General features: G+C 66.6%; 20 protein-coding genes. 7 read left to right on the top strand and 13 right to left on the bottom strand.

Translation table 11 applies throughout. The annotated features are described in order from the left end of the window. Window positions 1-7: 7 nt before the first annotated feature. On the top strand, window positions 8-1,186 hold the full coding sequence (locus AC3AYF_RS02165) for an MFS transporter (RefSeq protein WP_295035238.1): 1,179 nt from the start codon (window positions 8-10) through the stop codon (window positions 1,184-1,186). 194 nt (window positions 1,187-1,380) lie between these two features. On the opposite strand, the gene AC3AYF_RS02160 is transcribed toward AC3AYF_RS02165, so the two are convergent. Continuing rightward, a complete protein-coding gene (locus AC3AYF_RS02160) occupies window positions 1,381-1,950 on the bottom strand; it encodes a histidine phosphatase family protein (RefSeq protein WP_295035196.1) in 570 nt (189 codons plus the stop codon). 57 nt (window positions 1,951-2,007) lie between these two features. Continuing rightward, window positions 2,008-3,450 (bottom strand): aminotransferase class V-fold PLP-dependent enzyme, encoded by a 1,443-nt coding sequence (locus tag AC3AYF_RS02155; RefSeq protein ID WP_295035198.1) that lies wholly within the window; start codon window positions 3,448-3,450, stop codon window positions 2,008-2,010. Window positions 3,451-3,462: 12 nt separating this feature from the next. On the opposite strand from AC3AYF_RS02155, the gene AC3AYF_RS02150 reads away from it, so the two are divergent. After that, a complete protein-coding gene (locus AC3AYF_RS02150; protein ID WP_295035239.1) occupies window positions 3,463-3,780 on the top strand; it encodes an Lrp/AsnC family transcriptional regulator in 318 nt (105 codons plus the stop codon). A 32-nt stretch (window positions 3,781-3,812) separates the two neighbouring features. Here the strand turns inward: AC3AYF_RS02150 and AC3AYF_RS02145 are convergent, their stop codons facing one another. Further along, window positions 3,813-5,210: an aminotransferase-like domain-containing protein gene (locus tag AC3AYF_RS02145; RefSeq protein WP_295035200.1), complete on the bottom strand. Its 1,398-nt coding sequence runs from the start codon at window positions 5,208-5,210 to the stop codon at window positions 3,813-3,815. 126 nt (window positions 5,211-5,336) lie between these two features. Between AC3AYF_RS02145 and AC3AYF_RS02140 the strand changes: the two genes are divergently transcribed. Beyond that, window positions 5,337-6,077: an alanyl-tRNA editing protein gene (locus AC3AYF_RS02140; protein ID WP_295035202.1), complete on the top strand. Its 741-nt coding sequence runs from the start codon at window positions 5,337-5,339 to the stop codon at window positions 6,075-6,077. After that, a complete protein-coding gene (locus AC3AYF_RS02135; RefSeq protein WP_295035204.1) occupies window positions 6,074-6,676 on the top strand; it encodes a LysE family translocator in 603 nt (200 codons plus the stop codon). Before AC3AYF_RS02140 ends, AC3AYF_RS02135 begins: the two co-directional genes overlap by 4 nt. 12 nt (window positions 6,677-6,688) lie before the next feature. Here the strand turns inward: AC3AYF_RS02135 and AC3AYF_RS02130 are convergent, their stop codons facing one another. Both AC3AYF_RS02130 and AC3AYF_RS02125 read right to left on the bottom strand, forming a co-directional pair. Continuing rightward, window positions 6,689-7,237, bottom strand: coding sequence for a DUF924 family protein (locus AC3AYF_RS02130; RefSeq protein ID WP_295035206.1), 549 nt, complete (start codon window positions 7,235-7,237; stop codon window positions 6,689-6,691). A 101-nt stretch (window positions 7,238-7,338) separates the two neighbouring features. Next, window positions 7,339-8,541, bottom strand: a complete 1,203-nt coding sequence (locus tag AC3AYF_RS02125; protein ID WP_295035208.1) for an MFS transporter — start codon at window positions 8,539-8,541, stop codon at window positions 7,339-7,341. A gap of 217 nt (window positions 8,542-8,758) precedes the next feature. On the opposite strand from AC3AYF_RS02125, the gene AC3AYF_RS02120 reads away from it, so the two are divergent. Then, the gene (locus AC3AYF_RS02120) at window positions 8,759-9,130 is read left to right on the top strand and encodes an RcnB family protein (RefSeq protein ID WP_295035210.1); all 372 of its coding nucleotides are present in this window, start codon (window positions 8,759-8,761) and stop codon (window positions 9,128-9,130) included. 146 nt (window positions 9,131-9,276) lie between these two features. Next, complete coding sequence (locus AC3AYF_RS02115; RefSeq protein ID WP_295035212.1) at window positions 9,277-10,224, top strand: LysR family transcriptional regulator; 948 nt, start codon at window positions 9,277-9,279, stop codon at window positions 10,222-10,224. A 22-nt stretch (window positions 10,225-10,246) separates the two neighbouring features. On the opposite strand, the gene AC3AYF_RS02110 is transcribed toward AC3AYF_RS02115, so the two are convergent. The 7 genes from AC3AYF_RS02110 to AC3AYF_RS02080 form a co-directional block, all read right to left on the bottom strand. Then, window positions 10,247-11,458 carry an OprD family porin gene (locus tag AC3AYF_RS02110; RefSeq protein ID WP_295035214.1) on the bottom strand — a complete coding sequence of 404 codons (1,212 nt, stop codon included), beginning with the start codon at window positions 11,456-11,458 and terminating at the stop codon, window positions 10,247-10,249. Between the two features lie 299 nt (window positions 11,459-11,757). After that, a complete protein-coding gene (locus AC3AYF_RS02105; protein ID WP_295035215.1) occupies window positions 11,758-12,735 on the bottom strand; it encodes an alpha/beta hydrolase family protein in 978 nt (325 codons plus the stop codon). 84 nt (window positions 12,736-12,819) lie between these two features. After that, window positions 12,820-14,193, bottom strand: a complete 1,374-nt coding sequence (locus tag AC3AYF_RS02100; protein WP_295035217.1) for a lyase family protein — start codon at window positions 14,191-14,193, stop codon at window positions 12,820-12,822. 76 nt (window positions 14,194-14,269) lie between these two features. Further along, entirely contained in the window at window positions 14,270-15,661 is a 1,392-nt protein-coding gene (dcuC, locus tag AC3AYF_RS02095) for a C4-dicarboxylate transporter DcuC (RefSeq protein ID WP_295035219.1), read from the bottom strand. 244 nt (window positions 15,662-15,905) lie between these two features. Beyond that, complete coding sequence (locus AC3AYF_RS02090; RefSeq protein ID WP_295035220.1) at window positions 15,906-16,334, bottom strand: organic hydroperoxide resistance protein; 429 nt, start codon at window positions 16,332-16,334, stop codon at window positions 15,906-15,908. Between the two features lie 96 nt (window positions 16,335-16,430). Further along, complete coding sequence (locus AC3AYF_RS02085) at window positions 16,431-16,883, bottom strand: MarR family winged helix-turn-helix transcriptional regulator (RefSeq protein ID WP_295035222.1); 453 nt, start codon at window positions 16,881-16,883, stop codon at window positions 16,431-16,433. 58 nt (window positions 16,884-16,941) lie between these two features. After that, window positions 16,942-17,250: a helix-turn-helix domain-containing protein gene (locus tag AC3AYF_RS02080; protein WP_295035224.1), complete on the bottom strand. Its 309-nt coding sequence runs from the start codon at window positions 17,248-17,250 to the stop codon at window positions 16,942-16,944. Here AC3AYF_RS02080 and AC3AYF_RS02075 point away from each other — a divergent pair. Next, the gene (locus AC3AYF_RS02075) at window positions 17,249-17,494 is read left to right on the top strand and encodes a hypothetical protein (protein ID WP_295035225.1); all 246 of its coding nucleotides are present in this window, start codon (window positions 17,249-17,251) and stop codon (window positions 17,492-17,494) included. The genes AC3AYF_RS02080 and AC3AYF_RS02075 overlap by 2 nt on opposite strands. A 125-nt stretch (window positions 17,495-17,619) precedes the next feature. Here AC3AYF_RS02075 and AC3AYF_RS02070 read toward each other — a convergent pair. Continuing rightward, a partial coding sequence (locus AC3AYF_RS02070; RefSeq protein ID WP_487779350.1) for a substrate binding domain-containing protein occupies window positions 17,620-18,180 on the bottom strand: 561 nt, incomplete at its 5' end.

Genomic DNA, 18,180 nt, shown 5'->3' with positions numbered 1-18,180 from the left:
CTGGTCGGTGCTGGCAGCGGCATTATTCGCCCAGACCACGGCTGCCGTCGCGACTCAGGGTATCGGAGTGCTGGGTGGCTTGATGCAAGCGGATATGGCGCTGACCGGTGCACAGCTCGGCCTATTGGCGGGGGCTCTCAACGCGGTGCCCATCGTTGGGCTGGTCGTCGCCGGACGCTGGCTGGACTTCAGTGGTGAGGGGCGTGTGGTAGCGAGCGGTGCCACGCTGATGGCGTTGGGCATGATGCTGGCGGCTCACGCTACCACTTTAGCCGGTTTGGCCGGCTGGCTGCTTCTGGTCGGTACGGGTTACAGCACTGTGCAACCGGGAGGCAGTCGGGCCATTCTGCGCTGGTTCCCGCCCAGGGAACGAGGCCTAGCGATGGGGCTGCGCCAAGCAGGGCTACCTCTTGGCGGCGTGCTGGCGGCCGCCCTCTTTCCAGCGTTTGCACAGATATATGGTTGGCGGATGGCGTGGGTGTTGGGTGCCGTGCTCACCCTGTTGGGTGCGTCGGCGTTCTGTCTCGTTCAAGGTGTCGGCCGTCAACGGCCACTGAGCGCGCCCCAAGCTCGGGCCAGAGCACCCGCCGAAGCGTTGCGGCCTAGGGTGCTGCTGCATCTGCCGAGACTGCGTCTGGCACTGGCGGCAGGTGCGGTGCTGGTCGGCTTGCAGACAATCGCCCTGACCTTTCTCGTGCTCTACCTGCAGCAAAGATATTGGCTTTCCGTGGCTTCGGGGGCTGTTTATCTGTTGGCTATGCAGCTCAGTGGTGCCCTGGGGCGTGTCCTCCTGGCGCTGCTCAGCGATCGATGGCGCGGTGGGCGGCGTTTCGTCGTTGGTCTGGCCGTTGTCGGGGCGCTGTTGGGGTGGATCGCCCTGGGCGTCTACCCACGCGCCTGGCCTCCAGCCGGGCTATGGTTCGTCACGATCTGGCTGGGATTCTTTGGCTTCGGCTGGTATGGACCCTGGGTCACCTGGATTGCCGAACTCGCCCCCGCAGGCCGCGAAGGGAGCCTGCTAGGCGTGACCATGGCCAGCAATCAGATCGCTATCGTCGCGGCGCCCTGCGTCTTCGGTGTCCTGGTGGATAGCTACGGCTACCTCGTGCCGGGCACGGCGGTGGCTGCCCTGTTACTCGTTTACGTGGTCTGGGAAGCCGGAGCCGTGGCACGACAGGATGCTTGAGTGTAGGGAAACCAGTGCCTTCATGGAGCCCTGTTGTCGCCGTACTGGTTATCGTCGGATTTGCGTTTCAGAGTATTGAAAGTATAGCAATCCTGCCGAGTCAGGCGTGAAGGCGGGCACCCGAGCACTTGGGCGTAAACGAGGCGGATGTGGAAAAGGTTGGGGCGGTCGGCGGCTGCGGGCAGCCACGGACCCTAGTCCTGCAACTTAGTCCGGTCGGCGGGTGTGAAGTCGCGAATCACCCACTGGTCGCCACCCGTGGGAGCGATCCACAGCGGAATCGCGTTGGCCGAGCGTGGCCCGGCCGGGCTGCCGTGAATCAGCCCGCGCACGGCGCGAACCAGCCCCGAATGCCCGACGATCAGCGGCGTGTCGGCTTCCTCTAGCAGGGCGTTGAGGGTGGTGGCGATGCGTTCGACGAACGTCTCCCAGGATTCGCCGCCCGCGGGCGTGCCCAGGTAGGGGATGGTGTCGGGAATCGTCTGGCCCTCCAGCTCGCCCCAGTGGCGCTCCATCAGTCCATCGACGACACGATCCGGCGCGCGACCCAGCGCCAGTTCGGCGGTGCGGTAGGCGCGCTGCAAGGGGCTGGAAGCCACCAGCGACCAGTCGACGTCGCCCAGCAGTGCCCGCGCGCGTCGCGCCTCCTCCTCGCCCCGCGGGGTCAGCGCCACGTCGTGCTGGCCACCGATGCGGCGTTCGAGATTGCGGGTGCTCTGGCCATGACGCAGGAAGACGAAGGGGCGACGAATCAAGGTGGGCATGGCGATGGGCTCCAGCGCATCAGCAAAGCGACCATCTTACCCGGCCCGGTGGGGCTGTCATCCCCCGGCGGTGTCGACCTGGAAGCGTGCGGTGGCCGGATCGGCGCGGTAGTGACGGGCCCAGGCCGGTGCCTCCCGCGCCAGAGTCAGCACGCCGTCGAGAATGCGCGCCACCTGGGCGTCGTCGTGCAGAACGTTCAGGCTCAGCCGTATCCAGCCGGGCTTTTCCAGCTCGTGGCCCTGGCCCAGCCGCTCGACCAGCGCTCCGGAGGCCGCGGCGTCGATACCGAGCAGGCGGTGAGCGTAGGGGCCGGCGCAGGCGCAGCCGCCGCGAGCCTGGATGCCGTGGACGTCGGACAGCATGCGGGTGAAGAGCTGATGATGGATCCGGTTGCCGGCATCGTCGCGCACTCGAAAGGAGAAGATCGGCAGTGCGTGCACGTCCTGGCGGCCGAGCAGTTCCAGCCGCGGCTCGTCGGCCCAGCAGGCGAGCGCGCGTCGGCGCAGCTCGGCATCGCGCTGGGCGATCTCGGGCAGCCCGATGGCCGCCTTGACCAGCAGTGCCAGCGCGGCGCGAATGTCGCCGACCACATTGGGGGTGCCGCTCTCCTCGCGGGCTTCGAGACGGCTGCTGTAGTGGTGTGTCCAGGGCGAGACGAAGCTGACCGTGCCGCCGCCGGGCAGCGACGGTGTGCGGCGGTGAACGAGCGTGTCGCGGACCACCATGACGCCGGACGCCCCAGGGCCGCCGACGAACTTGTGCGGCGAGAAGACGATGGCGTCCTTGCGGCAGTCCGGCGCGGGCGCCATGTCCATCGCCAGGTAGGGGCCGCCGCCGGCGTAGTCCCACACCGCCAGGGCGCCGCGCCGCTTGAGGCGCCGGGTGATGTCGTCGACGTCGCAGACGATCCCGGTGACGTTGGAGGCGGCCGAGAAGGCGCCCACGATCAGATCGCTGCCGGCGACGGTATCCAGCGCCCGCTCCAGCGCCACGGTGTCCGGCCCCCCGGCGTCGCCCTCGGGAATCTCCACCAGCACGGCGCCGCTCTCCCGCCACGGCAGGAGATTGGAGTGATGCTCGTAGGGGCCGACCAGTACGCTGACCCGCTCGCCACGCCGCACGCGGGCGGCGATATCGAGCAGCGCCACGATTCGGTTGATGCCGGCGGTGGCGCCGCTGCCGCTGAACACCACGTGGCAATCATCGGCGTTGAGCTCCCGCGCGATCAGCGTCCGCGCCTCCTGGCGCAGCCGGGTCATGGTCTGCCCGCAGTGCGAAGCCTCGGTGTGCGAGTTGGCGTAGAACGGCAGGATCTCTTCACTGATGAAGCGCTCGACCTGGCGCAGTGCACGGCCGGAGGCGACATAATCGGCGTAGAGCAGCCGCCGTTCGCCGAAGGGGGTGACGAACGGCATGTCGTTGCCGATCAGACCTTCCCGCAGCCGGGTCAGCAGATCCGGTCCTGACAGGGAGCGGCGAAAATCGGCGAGCGTCGTCATGGCGGCACCTTGGTGTGGGAAGAGGGGCGGCGGCTGGTACTGAGCCGTCAGGCGCTGGGATTCGGGCTGGTGGTGTTCTCCATGATTCGCACCCGCAGCCACTCGCGGACCTGGCTGGCGGCGTTCCGCGAACATGTGCTGGGGATTCCCGAAGTGATCGACTTCTATCGTATCGGCGGCGACTACGACTACATGCTCAAGATCGTGACGCGGGACATCGGTGCCTTCGATCTGATCTACCAGCGCCTGATCGACGGTTTCGAGATCGACACCGTGACCTCCTACTTCGCCATGGAGGCGCTGGCGGAGAGCCGCCCGCTGCCGGTGTGACGATGACTCACGACCGGGCCGCGGTCAGTATTTCAAACCGTCTGCCACAGCATCGGATCCGGGTCACCCAACGTCGAGGCGATCGTCTCCAGCGCTCGCATCAGCGCCTCGCGGCTTTCGGCGGCGCTGATGCAGACACGGATCGCCTGGGGCGCGCTGACGCTGCCGAGGCAGAAGCTTTCGGCCGTGCTGACGTTGACCCCTTGCGCCTGGAGCTGGCTCACCACATGGCTGGTACGCAGCTCGCCCGGTAGCGGCAGCCACAGATAGAATCCGCCGCGATGCCCACGCGGGGAGAACTCGCCCAGCCTTTCCATCGCGCGGTCAAAGCGCCACTCCAGCTCCTCGCGCTGCCATTGCAGCAGTGCATCGGCGTCGCCGCTCTCGATCCAGCGGCAGACCAGCGAGGCCATCAGCGGCGGCGGCATCCAGCTCTGCGCCCGCAGTGCCGCCGTCAGTCGCCCCTGCAGCGCCGGTGGCGCGCGCATGGCGCCGACGCGCAGGCCGCCGCCGAGCAGCTTGGCGACCGAGAACAGCGTCACCGTGCACTCGGGGGCCAGTCGATAGAGCGGTGTCACCGGTTCGTCATCGAGCTGGGGGTGGATGTCATCCTCGATCAGCCAGAACTGCCGCTCCCGGGCCAGGGCGACCAGGGCATGACGGCGCGTCTCGCTCAGCCTCGCGGTGGTGGGGTTATGGCAATCCGGCATCAGGTAGAGCGCGCGAAACGGCTGCTGTTCGAACGCGCGAGCCAGCGCCTCGATGTCGATGCCTTCCTGGTCGTGGGCGATCGCCACGCTCTTGAGCGAGAGTTGCTGCAGGCCGCTGATCAGGCCCGGATAGGTCAGGCGCTCGGCTGCCAGCCGTTCGCCGGGCGACAACAGGGCGCTCAGGCTCAGGAAGATGCCATGCATGCCGCCCTGATTGATCAACAGCTCATCCGCCGGGACGGCGCGGCCCAGCGTTGCCAGCCAACCCGAGATCACCTCTCGCTGCCACTCCTGGCCGGCCTCCGGTTGATAGTCGATAGCCGCCCGCAACAGCGCCGGATCGTGCTGAATCGAGCGCATCGCATTGGCCAGCGATGCCTCGCGTTGCGGGTGGGGCGGCGGCAGCGACAGGCTGAGATCGACGATGCCGCTGTCCGGCGCGGCGCGGCGGACATGATCGAACGCCGGATGGGGCGCCCCCGTGTCGCGCACATAGGTACCGCTGCCGACACGTGCGGTGACGACCCCGCGCTGTTCGGCGAGCGCATAGGCCCGGGTGATCGTACCGACGGTGACGCCGAGGGCGTCCGCCAGGCGTCGTTGCGGTGGCAGCTTGGCGCCCGCCGCCAGTTCGCCGCTGGCAGCGGCGGCGGCGATGGCATCGGCCAGTTCGCGGTAGCGCGAGCCTTGGCCGGGTAGGAGGGGTTTCCAGATTGTCATGGTGACAAAAATCGAGTTGACCAGGAAATTACGCGGTTTATGCTCGAATTGTTCGGCCTGCGAGCCGCGAAGTCAACAAAATTGTACCCATACGATTTTGAGAAACGATTCTCCGAGAGGTTTCCGATGTCTACTGCCCTGACGTTCCGCGAACTGCCTTACGCCCGCGAAAGCCTGGCGACCGTGCTGTCAACGACAGGGGCAATTGGCGACGACGGCGTGGTGGTGACGGATGCCACGCTGTTCTATCCCCACGGTGGCGGACAGCCGGGGGACCGGGGCGTGTTCATCACCGCCGATGGCCGCACCTTGACGGTTCATGACACGCGCAAGGGCGCCAACGGGCAGGTCCATCACCTGCTCGACCCGAACCATGGGCTGGAGGCAGGGCAGAGCGTCACCCAGCAGATCGACTGGGCGCGGCGCTACGCCCACATGCGCATGCACACCGCGCTGCATCTGCTGTCCGTCGTCGTTCCCCATGGCGTCACCGGCGGCAGCATCGGTGCCGATCGTGGCCGGCTCGATTTCGATCTCGGCGAGGCCAGCTTCGACAAGGAGGAGCTGAGCGAGCGGCTCAATGCGCTGATCGCAGCCGACTATCCGGTGACCAGCGAGTGGATCAGCGAGGCCGAGCTCGACGCCCGGCCCGAGCTGGTGAAGACGATGTCGGTGGCACCGCCACGCGGCGCTGGCGAGATCCGGATGGTCCGCATCGGCGACGTCGACTATCAACCCTGCGGCGGCACACATGTCGCCTCCACCGCCGAGGTCGGCCCGATCCAGGTCGCCAGCATCAAGAATCGCGGCGCGCGCAATCGCCGCTTCACCCTGACCTGGGCGGAAGCGCCGGGCGGTGGCCAATGACCTCGCTGGCCTGGTGGTTCTCGGTGGCGCTGTTCTCGATCTCGATGACCGGCACGCCCGGCCCCAACAACGTGATGTTGACCGCCTCCGGCGCGCTCTACGGCTATCGCCGCACGCTGCCGCACATCTTCGGCATCATGGCCGGCTGTTTCGTGCTGTTCATGGCGGTGGCGCTGGGGCTCGGCGTGCTGTTCGAGCGCTTTCCGGTGGTTCAGCAGGCGCTCAAGGTCATCGGCGCCATCTACCTGCTCTACCTGGCGTGGAAGATCGCCACAGCGCCACCACCGGACCTGGCTGCCAGGGAGGGCGCGCGACCGCTGACCGCATGGCAGTCGGCGGTGTTCCAGTTCGTCAATCCCAAGGCGTGGGTCATGGGTATCGCGCTGATCGCCGGGTTCATGCCGCACCAGGGATCACTGATCGTGAACGCGACCGTGCTGTCACTGTTCATGGAGTTCGTCGGATTTTTCTGCATCTCGTGCTGGGCCGGTTTCGGCATGGCGATCGGCAGGTTGTTGAAGACGCCACGAGCGTGGCGCGTCTTCAACGGCGTGATGGGGCTGGCGACGGCAGCCTGCGTGGGCTTCATCCTGAGCTAGCACGATGCGAAGCTAGAACGACGAGCCCGGCTGACGCAGGAACTCGATCTCCTCCGGTGTCGATTTTCGCCCCAGGATCGCGTTGCGATGCGGATAGCGGCCGAAGCGTTCGATGATCTCGCGGTGGCGCTGCTCGAAGCGGACCTGCTCCTCCATCCCGGGCTGATCGAACAGCCCGGTCGCCCGGTCGTGGATCGCCAGCGACTCGCTGTGCATGAACGGCATGTAGACGAAGATCCGCTGCAGCGTGGGTAACCTGGCGTCATCGCCGGCGGCGATCGTCTCCTGCGCCAGGGCGAGGGCCAGCGGATCCTGGGCGAAGGCGGCCGGGGTGTCGCGATGAACGTTGCGCGAGAACTGGTCGAGTACCAGGATCTCCGCCAGCCGGCCGGGAGGCGTCTCGCGCCACCGCCAGCATTCGCAATGCGCGGCGGCGGCCAGCGTCTCGCCGAAGCGCTCGGCGATGGCGCGATCCAACTCCGTGTCCTTGCGGAACCAGTCCTTGGGAGTCAGCGCCTCGAACCAGAAGTCGAGAACCTGTTGTGGCGTGGCGATCGTCATCGAGTCGGCCTCCGGGCCAGCGGATGGGGCATCGAGTCCGGCAGCTTATCGCACTGCGGCCCTGGCGCCATAGATGACGAGCCGCGGGGGGCGTACGGAGATCAGGCTGGCACCAGGGCCCGGTCGCGCCGACGGATCTGCCAGGCGAAGCCGAAGCCGACCGGCAGTACCGCGACGGCGGCGAGGGCCAGGGTCGGCGTGGTACCGGACAGCGCGATGATGCCGCCGCCGACCGCAGTGCCCAGCGACTGCCCGGTGAAGAAGGCGGTGGCGAACAAAGACACCGCCGCGCCGCGCCGCTCCGGCGCCATCTGGGTGGCGGTGGTCTGCAGCGTGTTGTGGAGCATGTAGAAGCCCAGCCCGAACAGGTAGCAGCCGATGACGCCGACACCGGGCGTCGGCTTCAGGCAGATGGCGGCCAGCGCGATCGCGATCAGCACGCAGCCCAGCTGGCACAGCCCGCTTTCGCCGAGTCTCGGCACCAGTCGCCGTGCCAGCAGCGCGAAACTCAAGCCCCCGAGCGCGAACACCGCCAGGATCAGCCCGGCCTCGGTCAGCGGCAGCCCGCCGACGACATGCAGGTGACTGGCGACGAAGGCGAAACCGCAGAACACCGCGGCGCCCTCGCAGAACACCGCGATCAGTACCACCCTCGGCCAGGACTTCTGCAACACGTAGCGCAGGCTCACGCCGAGGGACTCCGGCTTGCGCCCCTGGGGCCGCTCGTGACGTCCGGCGCGGTACCACAGCAGCCCGCTGGCGGCGGCGAACAGCAGGGTATAGACCAGAAACGGCCACTGCCACCAATCCTGCTCCGCAGCCAGCCCACCGAATGTCTGGCCGCAGGCCAAACCACAGATCTGCCCGATCAGAAAGCGTGCCAGCACCGCCTGGCGCTGCTCGTAGGGGACGTTGTCGCCGATCCACGCCATCGCCAGCGGGATGACCGCGGCGCACCCCACGCCCGCCAGCATGCGTGCCGCGATCAGCGTCGCCAGCGTACCCGACAGCGCGCACAGCAGGCTGGCCACGGCGGCGAGCAGGGAGAACAGCGAGATCACGCGCAGCTTGCCGTAACGATCGCCGCTGGGCCCCAGCACCAGCTGCAGGCAGCCGTAGACGATGGCGAAGGCGGTGATGGCCCAGGAGGCGGCGCTCAGGGTGGTGGTATAGACCTCGGCGAGGCGCGGCAGCATCGGATCGAGGATCCGCTGGGTGGCGGAGGCGCAGAAGGCGGTCATCGCCAGCAGAATGATGGTGGGCCAGGGCGTAGGCGCTGCGGATTGGGAGGCGGTCGCTGACACGGGCGGCAAGTCCGGGTGAAGGATGGGAAGGAAGGATCAGGGTTCTGCGATATTAGCATGCTAAGTGAGATCTGCCGCAGTTTGCACGCAGGCTTCCCCGAACGGCGTCGCCGGCGCCGGGCGGTCAGCCAGAATGCACAATTCGTGAACACTGTTTTCTTATTGGCGTCTCATGCTGGATCCATCTCGCCATCGACGGCAATGAGAGGAGAGTTCCATGAAACATCGCGTCGTCACCATCGGCGTCCTGATCGCCGCGCTGGGCACCGCCGGGATCGCCCAGGCCGATCCGGGTCATGGCCATGGCCACGGAAAAGGGCATGGCCCTCACGGCAAAGGCCCTCACGGCCATGATCATCACGATCGACATGGCGGGGGCCATGACGGCTACCGAGACCATCGCGGCTGGCACGAGGGCGGCCACCTCGCCGACCGCTACTACCGCGACGACCGCTACTGGGTGCGCGACTGGCACGCGCGGCATCTGCGGGAACCGCCGCGAGGGCACCGCTGGCTGAACATCGACGGCGACTACGTGCTGGCTGCCGTCGCCACCGGCGTGATCACGGCGATCGTACTGAATCGTTGATCACGGCGATCGTCCTGGGGCGCTGACCGTCGGCGGGGGCGGCGCCTTGGCTCCCGGCATAGGCGGCCTGCCACCAAAGCGGCAGTGTCTCTTTTCCGGCTTCTGGTAGGCTCTTCGCTCCGATGGCCTGGCAGAGTCGACTTCCCATGAATCTCAAGGCGCTCCGACTGTTTCGATTGACCGTCCTGCGCGGTTCGCTATCGGCGGCGGCGCAGGCGGCCAATCTGAGCCAGCCCGCCGCCAGCCGGTTGATCGCCTCGCTGGAGGCGGAGCTCAAGCTGACACTGTTCGAGCGGACTCACCAGCGACTGTTGCTGACGCTGGAAGGCGAGCGCTTCTACCGCGAAGCCGAGCACATTCTCAACGCCGTCGAGGAGATCCCCACCATCGCCGGCGAGATTCGCCAGCAGACGGTCGAGAGCCTGCGCATCATCACCTCCGCCCCCATCGGCGCCACGCTGCTGCCGGCGGCAATCGCCCGTCTTCGCGAGTGCTGCCGCGAGCTCAACTGCAAGATCGATATCGGCAGTCGCTTCGACGTCGAGCGCCAGGTGGGATCGCGCCGCTACAACATCGGACTGCTCTCGCTGCCGGTGGAGAACGCCATCGTCGAGCTGGCGGTGGAGCCGTTGCTGCAGGCGACCACCCAGGTGCTGATGCCGGCGAACCATCCGCTGGCAACCCTCGAGCGGGTGCCGGTCGAGGCGCTGCTGGAGTCGCCCTTCGTCACGCTCAAGCCGCAGCAGATCTGGCGCCAGCGGCTGGACCGGCTGTTCGAGGAAATCGGGCGAAGACCCCGGATCGCGCTGGAGGTCGGCTCGACGCAGCTGGTGCCACGCTTCGTCGAGGCCGGCTTCGGGCTGGGGCTGCTCGACCTGGCCTGCTGCGGTGCCACCGCCGGATCGGTCGTAGCGGCGGGCGGCACGGTAATGCGGCCGGTCACGCCCGCCACCGAGCTGACCTACGCCTGCATCCTCCCCCCGGCGGGGCAGCGCCCCATCGCACGGCGCTTCATCGACGCCTTGCGCGAGACGCTGGAGGCGCGCGGCCAGCAAGACCGCGCGTTCCGTGACGGTGTCACGCTGCTCCCTTGAGCCGGATCAAGCGTTTTTGCCGTTACAGCTTCAGGGTGTAGCCGAGCAGGATGCGGTGCTCGTTGACGTCGCGGGTGAAGTTGGCGCGGCGTGAGGCATTGCGCCAGCGCAGCGACAACCCTTCGAGCATGCCGCCCTGGACGATGTACTCGATGTCGACATCCCGTTCCCACTCCCGCGCCTCGCCGTCGAAGCCGTTGACGCTGGCCTGGTCGCCCATGGCATAGCGAACCATGAAGGTCAGTCCGGGCAGGCCGAGATCGCTGAAGTCGTAGTCGTAGCGGGCGTGCCAGACCTGCTCGCCGGTCTCGGTGAAGTTGCTGATCTGGTACTGGGAAAACAGGTAGACGTTGGTACCGCTCAGGTAGGTGAAAGGGGTGTCGCCGAACTGGGACTGATAGCCACCACTGAAGGTGTGTCCGTCCAGCCGATAGCGCAGCCGCGTGCTGACGGCGCGGTTGTCCACCTCGCCCGCTTCGGCGGCACCCTGTTCGCTGGCGTCGAAGTAGCGTATGTCGGCGCCCAGCCGACCCGAACCCAGGTCGATGCCGTCGCTCAGCCCCACGTAGTGCTGGCGATAGATGTCTTCCAGCTGCGCGTAGTGATAGCCGAGGCGGGCGCGCTTGCCGAGATGGTACTCCCCGCCGACGAACTGGAAGCGAGTGCTGGTGGCCCTGCCGTAGGCGCCGCTCTTGCGATTCAGCGCCATCGGCTCGTGCTCGGTCTCGTCGCGCTGTCGAGTGCGGTTGAGCTGGCCCGCCGTCAGCTCCAGCCCGTCGATGTCGGTGGAGGTGATCTGGGTGCCGAGGAACGACTGCGTGAACAGCCGGCTGGAATTGGGGCGCAGCGACGGCAGACGCGGCTCGAGATAGCCGTAGCGCAAGATGCTCTCACCGGCGCGGATCTTGGCGGTGGCGCCGAACTTGGTGTAGCCGTCCTCGGCGCGGCCGTCGTCGTCGATCTCGAGCAGGCCGGTGCCGGAACGGGAAGGACTCGAGTCGAGTTTCACGCCCAGCATGCTGATGGTGTCGACGCCGAATCCTATCGGGCCTTCGGTGAAGCCGGAGTCGGCCCGGAACAGAAAGCCCTGCGCCCACTCTTCGCGCTTGTTGTTGTCCCGGTCGCCCTCGAGGTAGTCGCGGGTGATGAAGTAGTTCTTGAACTCCAGCGAGGCGGTGCTGTCCGCCAGGAAGTCGGCCTGGGCTGGCGCGGCGAGCGCCAGGGTCAATGCCAAAGCGCAGGTGCCGGCGAGAGGCGTTGCTATCGACGGAAGCGTTGTCGTCGAAAGGGCCGGGAGCGCGCGTGCGAGTCGGGGCCGCCGGATCGTAGTGCGGTGGCATGGCGTGGTCATGATGAACTCCTGTTCGTTTTTCATGTTGTGGGGAGCTTCTGGAAATTGTCGGGAGCTGCTGGCGCGGCCGCTCGCGGCTCGACGCTGGCCATCGAGCGGACGCAGGTTTCCTGCCTCGCCCGCTGAGCGGACGAGGGGCAGTGATCGAAAGGGCGAAAGGCGAGTCTCGAAAAGAGGGAAGCCTAGTGAGGCGCGCTCTCCGGCGCTGTCTCCGGGGTCACGACATCGAAGGCGCCATCGCGCTCGAAGGCGGCGAACTGCTCGGCGGCGAAGGGAGCGATGCCGGCGTTGTCGTGACCGACGTCGGGCACGGTCTGGAACGCCCAGTGGAAGTCGAAGCCGTAGCGGTTTGCCTTCTGCTCGGCGGTCTTGTAGTAGACCCAGGCGCGCTCGACCCGGTTGTTGCCCTGGGCCATGGCCTGGTAGCTGCGGCGCAGGTACTTGTGCCAGGGATCGGTGTCCTCGGCGCCGACGGTCACCAGCAGATTGATCCCGGCAAGCTGGCGCTGGGCATCACGGTCGACCTCGACCGGTGCGTCCTTGAGTCCGTAGGGCCATTCGTTGTCGGTGTCGGGCAGCGTCCACCAGCCCGCCGCCGAACAGATCGCCGCCTGGACCTGCGACTGCGGCGCGAAGGTCAGCATGCGGTGCACGAACTGGCAGCCTGCACTGTGGCCGAACAGGTAGTAGCGCTGGCGCTCGGTCTGGCCGGACTGCTCGAGATCGGTGAAGAGGCCGTCGATGACGTTGTAGGACCACGCCTCGGGCGGATTGAGCCGGCCGTCGGCACTGACCAGGTTGCCCAGGTTGTAGCCGGCGACGCCGGGGTAGTCCTGCTTGGAGAAGCGCGGCACCACGATGGTGAAGCCGTACTCGTCGGCGGCGTCGATCCAGGCGTCGCGATAATCCTCGGCGTTGCGCTTGAGGCCGGTCAGCACGAACACGATCGGCGTCTTGGCGTCGGCCCCTTCGGGGACGTAACTGGCCACCTCGATCCGGCGCTGGCTCTCCGGCAGGGTGAGGGTCGACTCATGGCTGCCCGTGGCCAGGGTCTGCGAAGTATTTGATACCTGAGAGGTCTGCGAGTGCGCCAGCGGCGACAGAGCGATGCTGCCCAGCGCGAGCATGAGGCGAAGAGAGCGTCTTGGTGTTATTGGCATGATCCTTCCTCTTTTTTTCTTGTCGATGCGGCGTTGTACCACCGAGGCGTTTGGCATCGGTGGGGTGGTTCTCATTCCGCGCTGTCAGCGCTCCGATGCAGGTGTTGCCCTGAGTTCCCGAGTCAGGCGCCCGGCGAGGTCGCGAGCGGAGGCCGCCATCGCCAGCGCGATCTGGCGGCTCCGGCCGGTGTAGTGCTCGGGGAGCAGAGCTTGCTCGAGCGTGGCGCGGTCGCCGTAGTGGCGGCGCACGGTGTCGTCGTCGAACAGCGCCTCGGCAAAGGTGCGAGCCCCGTCGCGACTGGCGACGATGGCCTCATGAACGAGATCGTGGGCGCGCTGGCGGCCGATCTCGTCGCTCAGTTCGAGCATGATGTGCTCGGACATCAGCGGCGCGGCGTTGGCCATCAGGATCTCGCGCATCCGCTCGGGATGGGGCTCCAGCCGGGTCAGCAGCGTGCGCTGGGTGGCGGCGACGCGATAGGCGAGCGCCCCGGCCTGGTCGAGCAGCCTGTAGAGGCGAAAATTGCACGACGCATCGCCCTCGTGGGAGGGGCGGGCGGTCTCCAGCGCCGGCGCCACCAAGCCGCGCAGCTCGCCGGCCTCGGCCAGCAGGTTGACGGCGTACTTGGGGTTGAACTTGTGCGGCATGGTGCTGCTGCCGACCACCTCCTCGCCCTGGTTCTCGCTGACCTCCTCGAGCTCGTTGGCCATCAGCGTGTAGAGCTCCTGGCCGAGACGCTCGCAGCCGGCGGCGTAGAGTCCCAGCGTGGTGATGTACTCGACCAGGCCATCGACGGCGGCGCGGGAGTGAACCCGCGACACGCCGAGGCCGAGCCGGGCGGCCAGCGCCTGCGCCAGTGCCTGCCCCTCGTCGCCGTAGCTGTGCATGGTGCCGCTGGCGCCGCCGAAGGTGAGCACGAAGGCGCGGGATTCCACCGCCTCCAGCCGCTCGACGTTGCGCTCCAGCTCCTCGATCCAGCCGGCGACCTTGTAGCCGAAGGTGATCGGCAGGGCGTGGCGGCGGTTGGTGCGCGAGACGCACGGCCACTCGGCGCCGCGCTCGGCGAGATCCGCCAGGCACTGGAGCTGTGCGGCGAGCTGCGCCTTGAGCCAGCGGTGCGAGCGCTCGAGCTGCAGCATCTTGCCAGTGAGGATGATGTTCTGGGTGGTGGCGCCGAGATGGACATAGCCGCCGGCGTCGCCCTCGCAGCGTTCGGCCAGCGCCCGCACCAGCGACATCACCGGCGACATCGTGCGCTCGATATCGGCGGCCAGCGCCTCGCGATCGAGCTGGTCGAGGGTCGCGCAGCGCTCGATCTCCGCGGCGGCGGCGGCAGGGATCATGCCCCGCTCGGCCTGGGTCAGGGCCAGCGCACGCTCGACCTCCAGCCACGCCTGCCAGGTGGCGTCGCGGGAAAAGAGGTGATCGGTCGAATCGGGAAGCTGAGCAGTATTCATGGTCGGTTCTCGCCAAAGGTGTGCAGAGTCGGTCGACGTCGCAGGTTCAGGCCATCGGTTCGCGGAAGATCGCGGCTCATTTCACACCGACGAACAGCGCGGTATAGACGAACAGCACGATCAACCCGCCGATCAGCGGGATCGCGGTGCGCTTGACGATATCGATGGGCGAGCAGCCGGCGGCCTCGCTGACGGCGATGATCACCCCGGAAACCGGTGACAGCGAGCGCGCGATCCCGGCGGTGAACTGCAGCGGCAGCAACAACGCTACCGGGCCGGCAGCGGTGGCGGCGGCGACGTTGGGCGCCAGTCCGGCGAAAGAGAAGAACGCCGCGTTGCCGGAGCCGGTGAGAATCGCGGTCACCGCCACCAGCAGACAGGTGACCAGGGTCATCCCGAACAGGCCGAAGCCCGCGCCCTGGGCCGCGCCGATCATGAAGTCGATGGCACCGATGGCGGTGAGACCGGCGGCGAAGAACTCGGCGCAGATGATCAGCGAGATGATCGAGGAGAACATCTGGCCCATGCCCTGGAAGAAGGTCATGAAGCCCTTGAACACCGCCTGCAGCTCACGACGCTTGCGCACCATCTCGCAGAACAGGCCCAGCACGGCGCCGATGATCATCGCGGTCACCACGCCGATCTCGATCTGATGGATCAGCAGCTTGCTGAAGACCAGGATCAGCGTCAGCGGCAGGATCGGCAGCAGCGCATAGAAGCCGGGCACGCGCTGGGCCTCCGACTCGCCATCGGCGACGGCATGGGCGGTGGGATCGGGGTCGACAATATGGCCGCTGCGGCGATCGAAATACTTGGCGCTGAAGTAGGTCAGCACGCAGATCACCGGCACGATGAACAGCGATGCGGGAATCTGGTACTGGGCGAAGTAGATCGCCACGTCCATGTTGGCGGTATGCGCCGCCAGGTTGGCGGTGCCGGAGGCCGGCCCCAGGTCGAGCACCGAGGTCATCCCGATCATTGCCGCGGCGGAGGCCTTGCTGACGCCGAGGCGCACCAGGGTGGGATAGAGCGTGACCAGCAGCAGCATGGCCAGCCCCGCCGCGCTGGGGATGAAGATATTGAGCACCTGGCCCACCGCATAGCCGAGCGCCAGCACCAGATAGGGCGCACGCATCCGGGCCAGCGGCCGGGTGCCGATATTGACCATCGCCTGGGTGGCGCCGATATGGTCCATGTACTTGGCGAAGCCGCCGGCGGCCATGATGATCAACCCCAGCCCGGCCAGGCGGTAGGACATGATCTGGTGGATGAACTCGAAGATATCGAAGCCGGCCCAGCCGCTGGTCTCGGTCTCCTTGAACAGGATCGACTGGGCGGGGAAGAACAGCGCCGTGGTGACGAACAGCGCCAGACCGGCCAGCAGCAGCACGGTCTGCGGTTGGTATTTCTTGATGACCAGCGTGCCGGCGAACGCCGTCACCGCCATGGCTATGAGAAACGCGACCATGATCGAATCCCTTGATTGTTGGAGTCGACACGGTAGTCAGCGCCGGCGGCGCGAGACCATTGCGTTGTTGCTATGCCCGCATCGCGTTTTTGCATGTTTTTATAAGCTACTGATTATAAGTTGTTTTCTGGATAGTCGTGGCGCCTCGGCGATGGCCGCTACGACCAAAGCACGACACCCCGGCCCCCTCTCCAGGGGGGCGGGGTGTCCGGGTGGGGCGAGCGTCGGCGCTGCCGACGCCGGCTCAGACCTCGACGTTGAGCGCCACGTCGATATTGCCGCGGGTGGCATTGGAGTAAGGGCAGACCTGATGCGCTTTTTCCACCAGCGCTTCGGCCTGTGCCCGATCCATGCCCGGCAGCTTAACCGTCAGGGTGGCTTCGATGCCGAAAGCGTCGCCCTTGGGGCCGATGCCGACTTCGCCCTGGATCCGGGTGTCGTCAGGCAGCTTGGCCTTCTCTTGCGAGGCAACCAGCTTCAGCGCGCCGATGAAGCAGGCGGAGTAGCCAGCCGCGAACAGCTGCTCCGGGTTGGTGCCGTCGCCGCCGGCGCCGCCCAGCTCCTTGGGTGTCGACAGCTTGAGGTCGATGGCTCCGTCGGCGGCGGTGGCACGGCCGTCACGACCCCCGGTGGCGGTGGCTTCGGCGCGGTAGAGGACTTTATCGAGTGACATGGTGAAACTCCTTTCGGGTTGATGATCGCGGTCTATTGAATCGCGCGCGATCTAATTGGGGTAAAAATGGTCTTCGACAATCGTGCGAACACGCCACTAGCCGTCGAGTCGCTGACGCAGCCCATGCAGCGCATCGCGCAGTTCGGCAGCCTCCTCCGGCGTGCACTGGCCCGCGCAGCCGGCGGCATGGGGCACGGCCTTGGCCTGCTCGCGCAGCGAACGGCCCTTTTCGGTCAGCGCGATCTCCACCTGGCGCTCGTCCTGGCGCGAGCGCTGGCGCGTTATCAGCCCCGCTGCTTCCAGCCGTTTCAGCAGCGGCGTCAGCGTCGCCGAATCCAGGTAGAGGTGTTCGCCGATCTCCGACACCGTCTGGCGATCCCGCTGCCATAGCACCAGCATGGTCAGATACTGGGGGTAGGTCAGCTCGAGCTCGCGCAGCAGGCCGCGGTAGAGCTTGTTCATCGCCAGTTGGGTCGAATAGAGCGCGAAGCAGAGCTGCGATTCGAGGGCCAGGGCGTTGTCGGTATCATTGCCGTTGCGTGTCGTCATGGCGTCAATTTATATCGTGCACGATTCAATCGCTAATTAGGTTTTGCTATGAAGGTGATCACGAGGCGGATCGCGTCAGCAGGCGTTGACGGGTCGATCGATCACGGGGGAGCAGACCCACGCTAAGTCCGAAAGGGCGAAAGGCACGATTGAGAGAAGCCAGCGATTGGGTCCCGCTGTCGTTCTCGATGGCCGAGAGCGTCCGGCGGCTGACCGACGCCAACGTGGCATAGCGGGTCTGGTTCATACCCAGAACCTCCCGGCGCAGTCGTTTCAGCAGCGCTCCCGTGGTGATTTTCTCATCGAACAGCTGGTCGAGCAGGTCGAACAGCAGCGCTTCGCGCTCCTGGGGAGAAAGACGACTCATGTCAGCCCCCAACCATCGAGTTTCTCGTCGAGATAATCAAACCCCAGCGCGGGCATATCGAGGATCGAATTCGGAACGCCTCGCTGTTGCAGGCGTGCTCGTCATCCCGACCCATACAGTCAATGGCGTAATCGGTCGAGTAACCCAGCGCGATAGGGCCGCGTCGGCCCGCCTTCGGATCATCGATCTGAAGTTCTGCGGCATCGTGCCATTGGCCATGATGGAACAACTGTATCGTCAGTGACATATCGAGTGTTCTGGGCAAATTATTGCTCAAATCTAGCATGTCTATCAAATCTTGAGTGTTTTTTTGCTCACCAAATGTCGTTTCAACACGTTATGAGCAATTTGTTGCTCATAAGTGCGGTTTTATCGCCACCGATCCCAGGCCGGCCGTGGCGCCAGCGACTCCCGCAGGTAGTCGAGAAAGGCACGCACCTTGCGCGTTCGCAGGCGCCGTTCGGTGGTCAGCACGTGAATGTCGCGGCGACCTGGCATCACCTCGCCACGCCACCCCTCGAGCAGCGGTACCAGCTCGCCCTGCGAGAGCGCCTCGCCGATCAGCCAGGTCGGAAACAGCACCAGACCCTGGCCCAGCAGCGCGGCGCGCAGCAGGCTCTCGGCGTCGTTGCTGTAGAGATTGCCGCTGACCTCGAACGGGGTCGAACCGCTCTGGTCCGGCGCCTGGAAATACCAGCGCTGGCGGCCCATCTCGCCCTGGTAGAGCAGGCAGTTGTGATCGGCCAGCGCCTCGGGCGTCCGCGGCTCGCCGTGTGCGTCCAGATAGCTCGGGGCCGCGGCCACCACGTAGTTCATCGGCGCCAGCCGCCGCGCCACCAGCGAGGAGTCGGCCAGCTCGCCGACGCGGAACGTGATGTCCTGGCCCTCGCGCACCGGATCGACGACCTGGTCGCTCAGCTGCAGTTCGGC

This window comes from Salinicola sp., from assembly GCF_982684285.1.
Note: the sequence above shows the minus strand (reverse complement) of the source record. Positions and strands in the feature narration are given on the sequence as shown.

Coding starts and splice junctions, on each gene's coding strand:
- AC3AYF_RS02160 (WP_295035196.1), bottom strand. CDS start 1,950: ATGCCCACCTTGATTCGTCGCCCCTTCGTCTTCCTGCGTCATGGCCAG.
- AC3AYF_RS02155 (WP_295035198.1), bottom strand. CDS start 3,450: ATGACGACGCTCGCCGATTTTCGCCGCTCCCTGTCAGGACCGGATCTG.
- AC3AYF_RS02145 (WP_295035200.1), bottom strand. CDS start 5,210: ATGACAATCTGGAAACCCCTCCTACCCGGCCAAGGCTCGCGCTACCGC.
- AC3AYF_RS02140 (WP_295035202.1), top strand. CDS start 5,337: ATGTCTACTGCCCTGACGTTCCGCGAACTGCCTTACGCCCGCGAAAGC.
- AC3AYF_RS02135 (WP_295035204.1), top strand. CDS start 6,074: ATGACCTCGCTGGCCTGGTGGTTCTCGGTGGCGCTGTTCTCGATCTCG.
- AC3AYF_RS02130 (WP_295035206.1), bottom strand. CDS start 7,237: ATGACGATCGCCACGCCACAACAGGTTCTCGACTTCTGGTTCGAGGCG.
- AC3AYF_RS02120 (WP_295035210.1), top strand. CDS start 8,759: ATGAAACATCGCGTCGTCACCATCGGCGTCCTGATCGCCGCGCTGGGC.
- AC3AYF_RS02115 (WP_295035212.1), top strand. CDS start 9,277: ATGAATCTCAAGGCGCTCCGACTGTTTCGATTGACCGTCCTGCGCGGT.
- AC3AYF_RS02105 (WP_295035215.1), bottom strand. CDS start 12,735: ATGCCAATAACACCAAGACGCTCTCTTCGCCTCATGCTCGCGCTGGGC.
- AC3AYF_RS02100 (WP_295035217.1), bottom strand. CDS start 14,193: ATGAATACTGCTCAGCTTCCCGATTCGACCGATCACCTCTTTTCCCGC.
- dcuC (WP_295035219.1), bottom strand. CDS start 15,661: ATGGTCGCGTTTCTCATAGCCATGGCGGTGACGGCGTTCGCCGGCACG.
- AC3AYF_RS02090 (WP_295035220.1), bottom strand. CDS start 16,334: ATGTCACTCGATAAAGTCCTCTACCGCGCCGAAGCCACCGCCACCGGG.
- AC3AYF_RS02085 (WP_295035222.1), bottom strand. CDS start 16,883: ATGACGACACGCAACGGCAATGATACCGACAACGCCCTGGCCCTCGAA.
- AC3AYF_RS02075 (WP_295035225.1), top strand. CDS start 17,249: ATGTCAGCCCCCAACCATCGAGTTTCTCGTCGAGATAATCAAACCCCA.
- AC3AYF_RS02080 (WP_295035224.1), bottom strand. CDS start 17,250: ATGAGTCGTCTTTCTCCCCAGGAGCGCGAAGCGCTGCTGTTCGACCTG.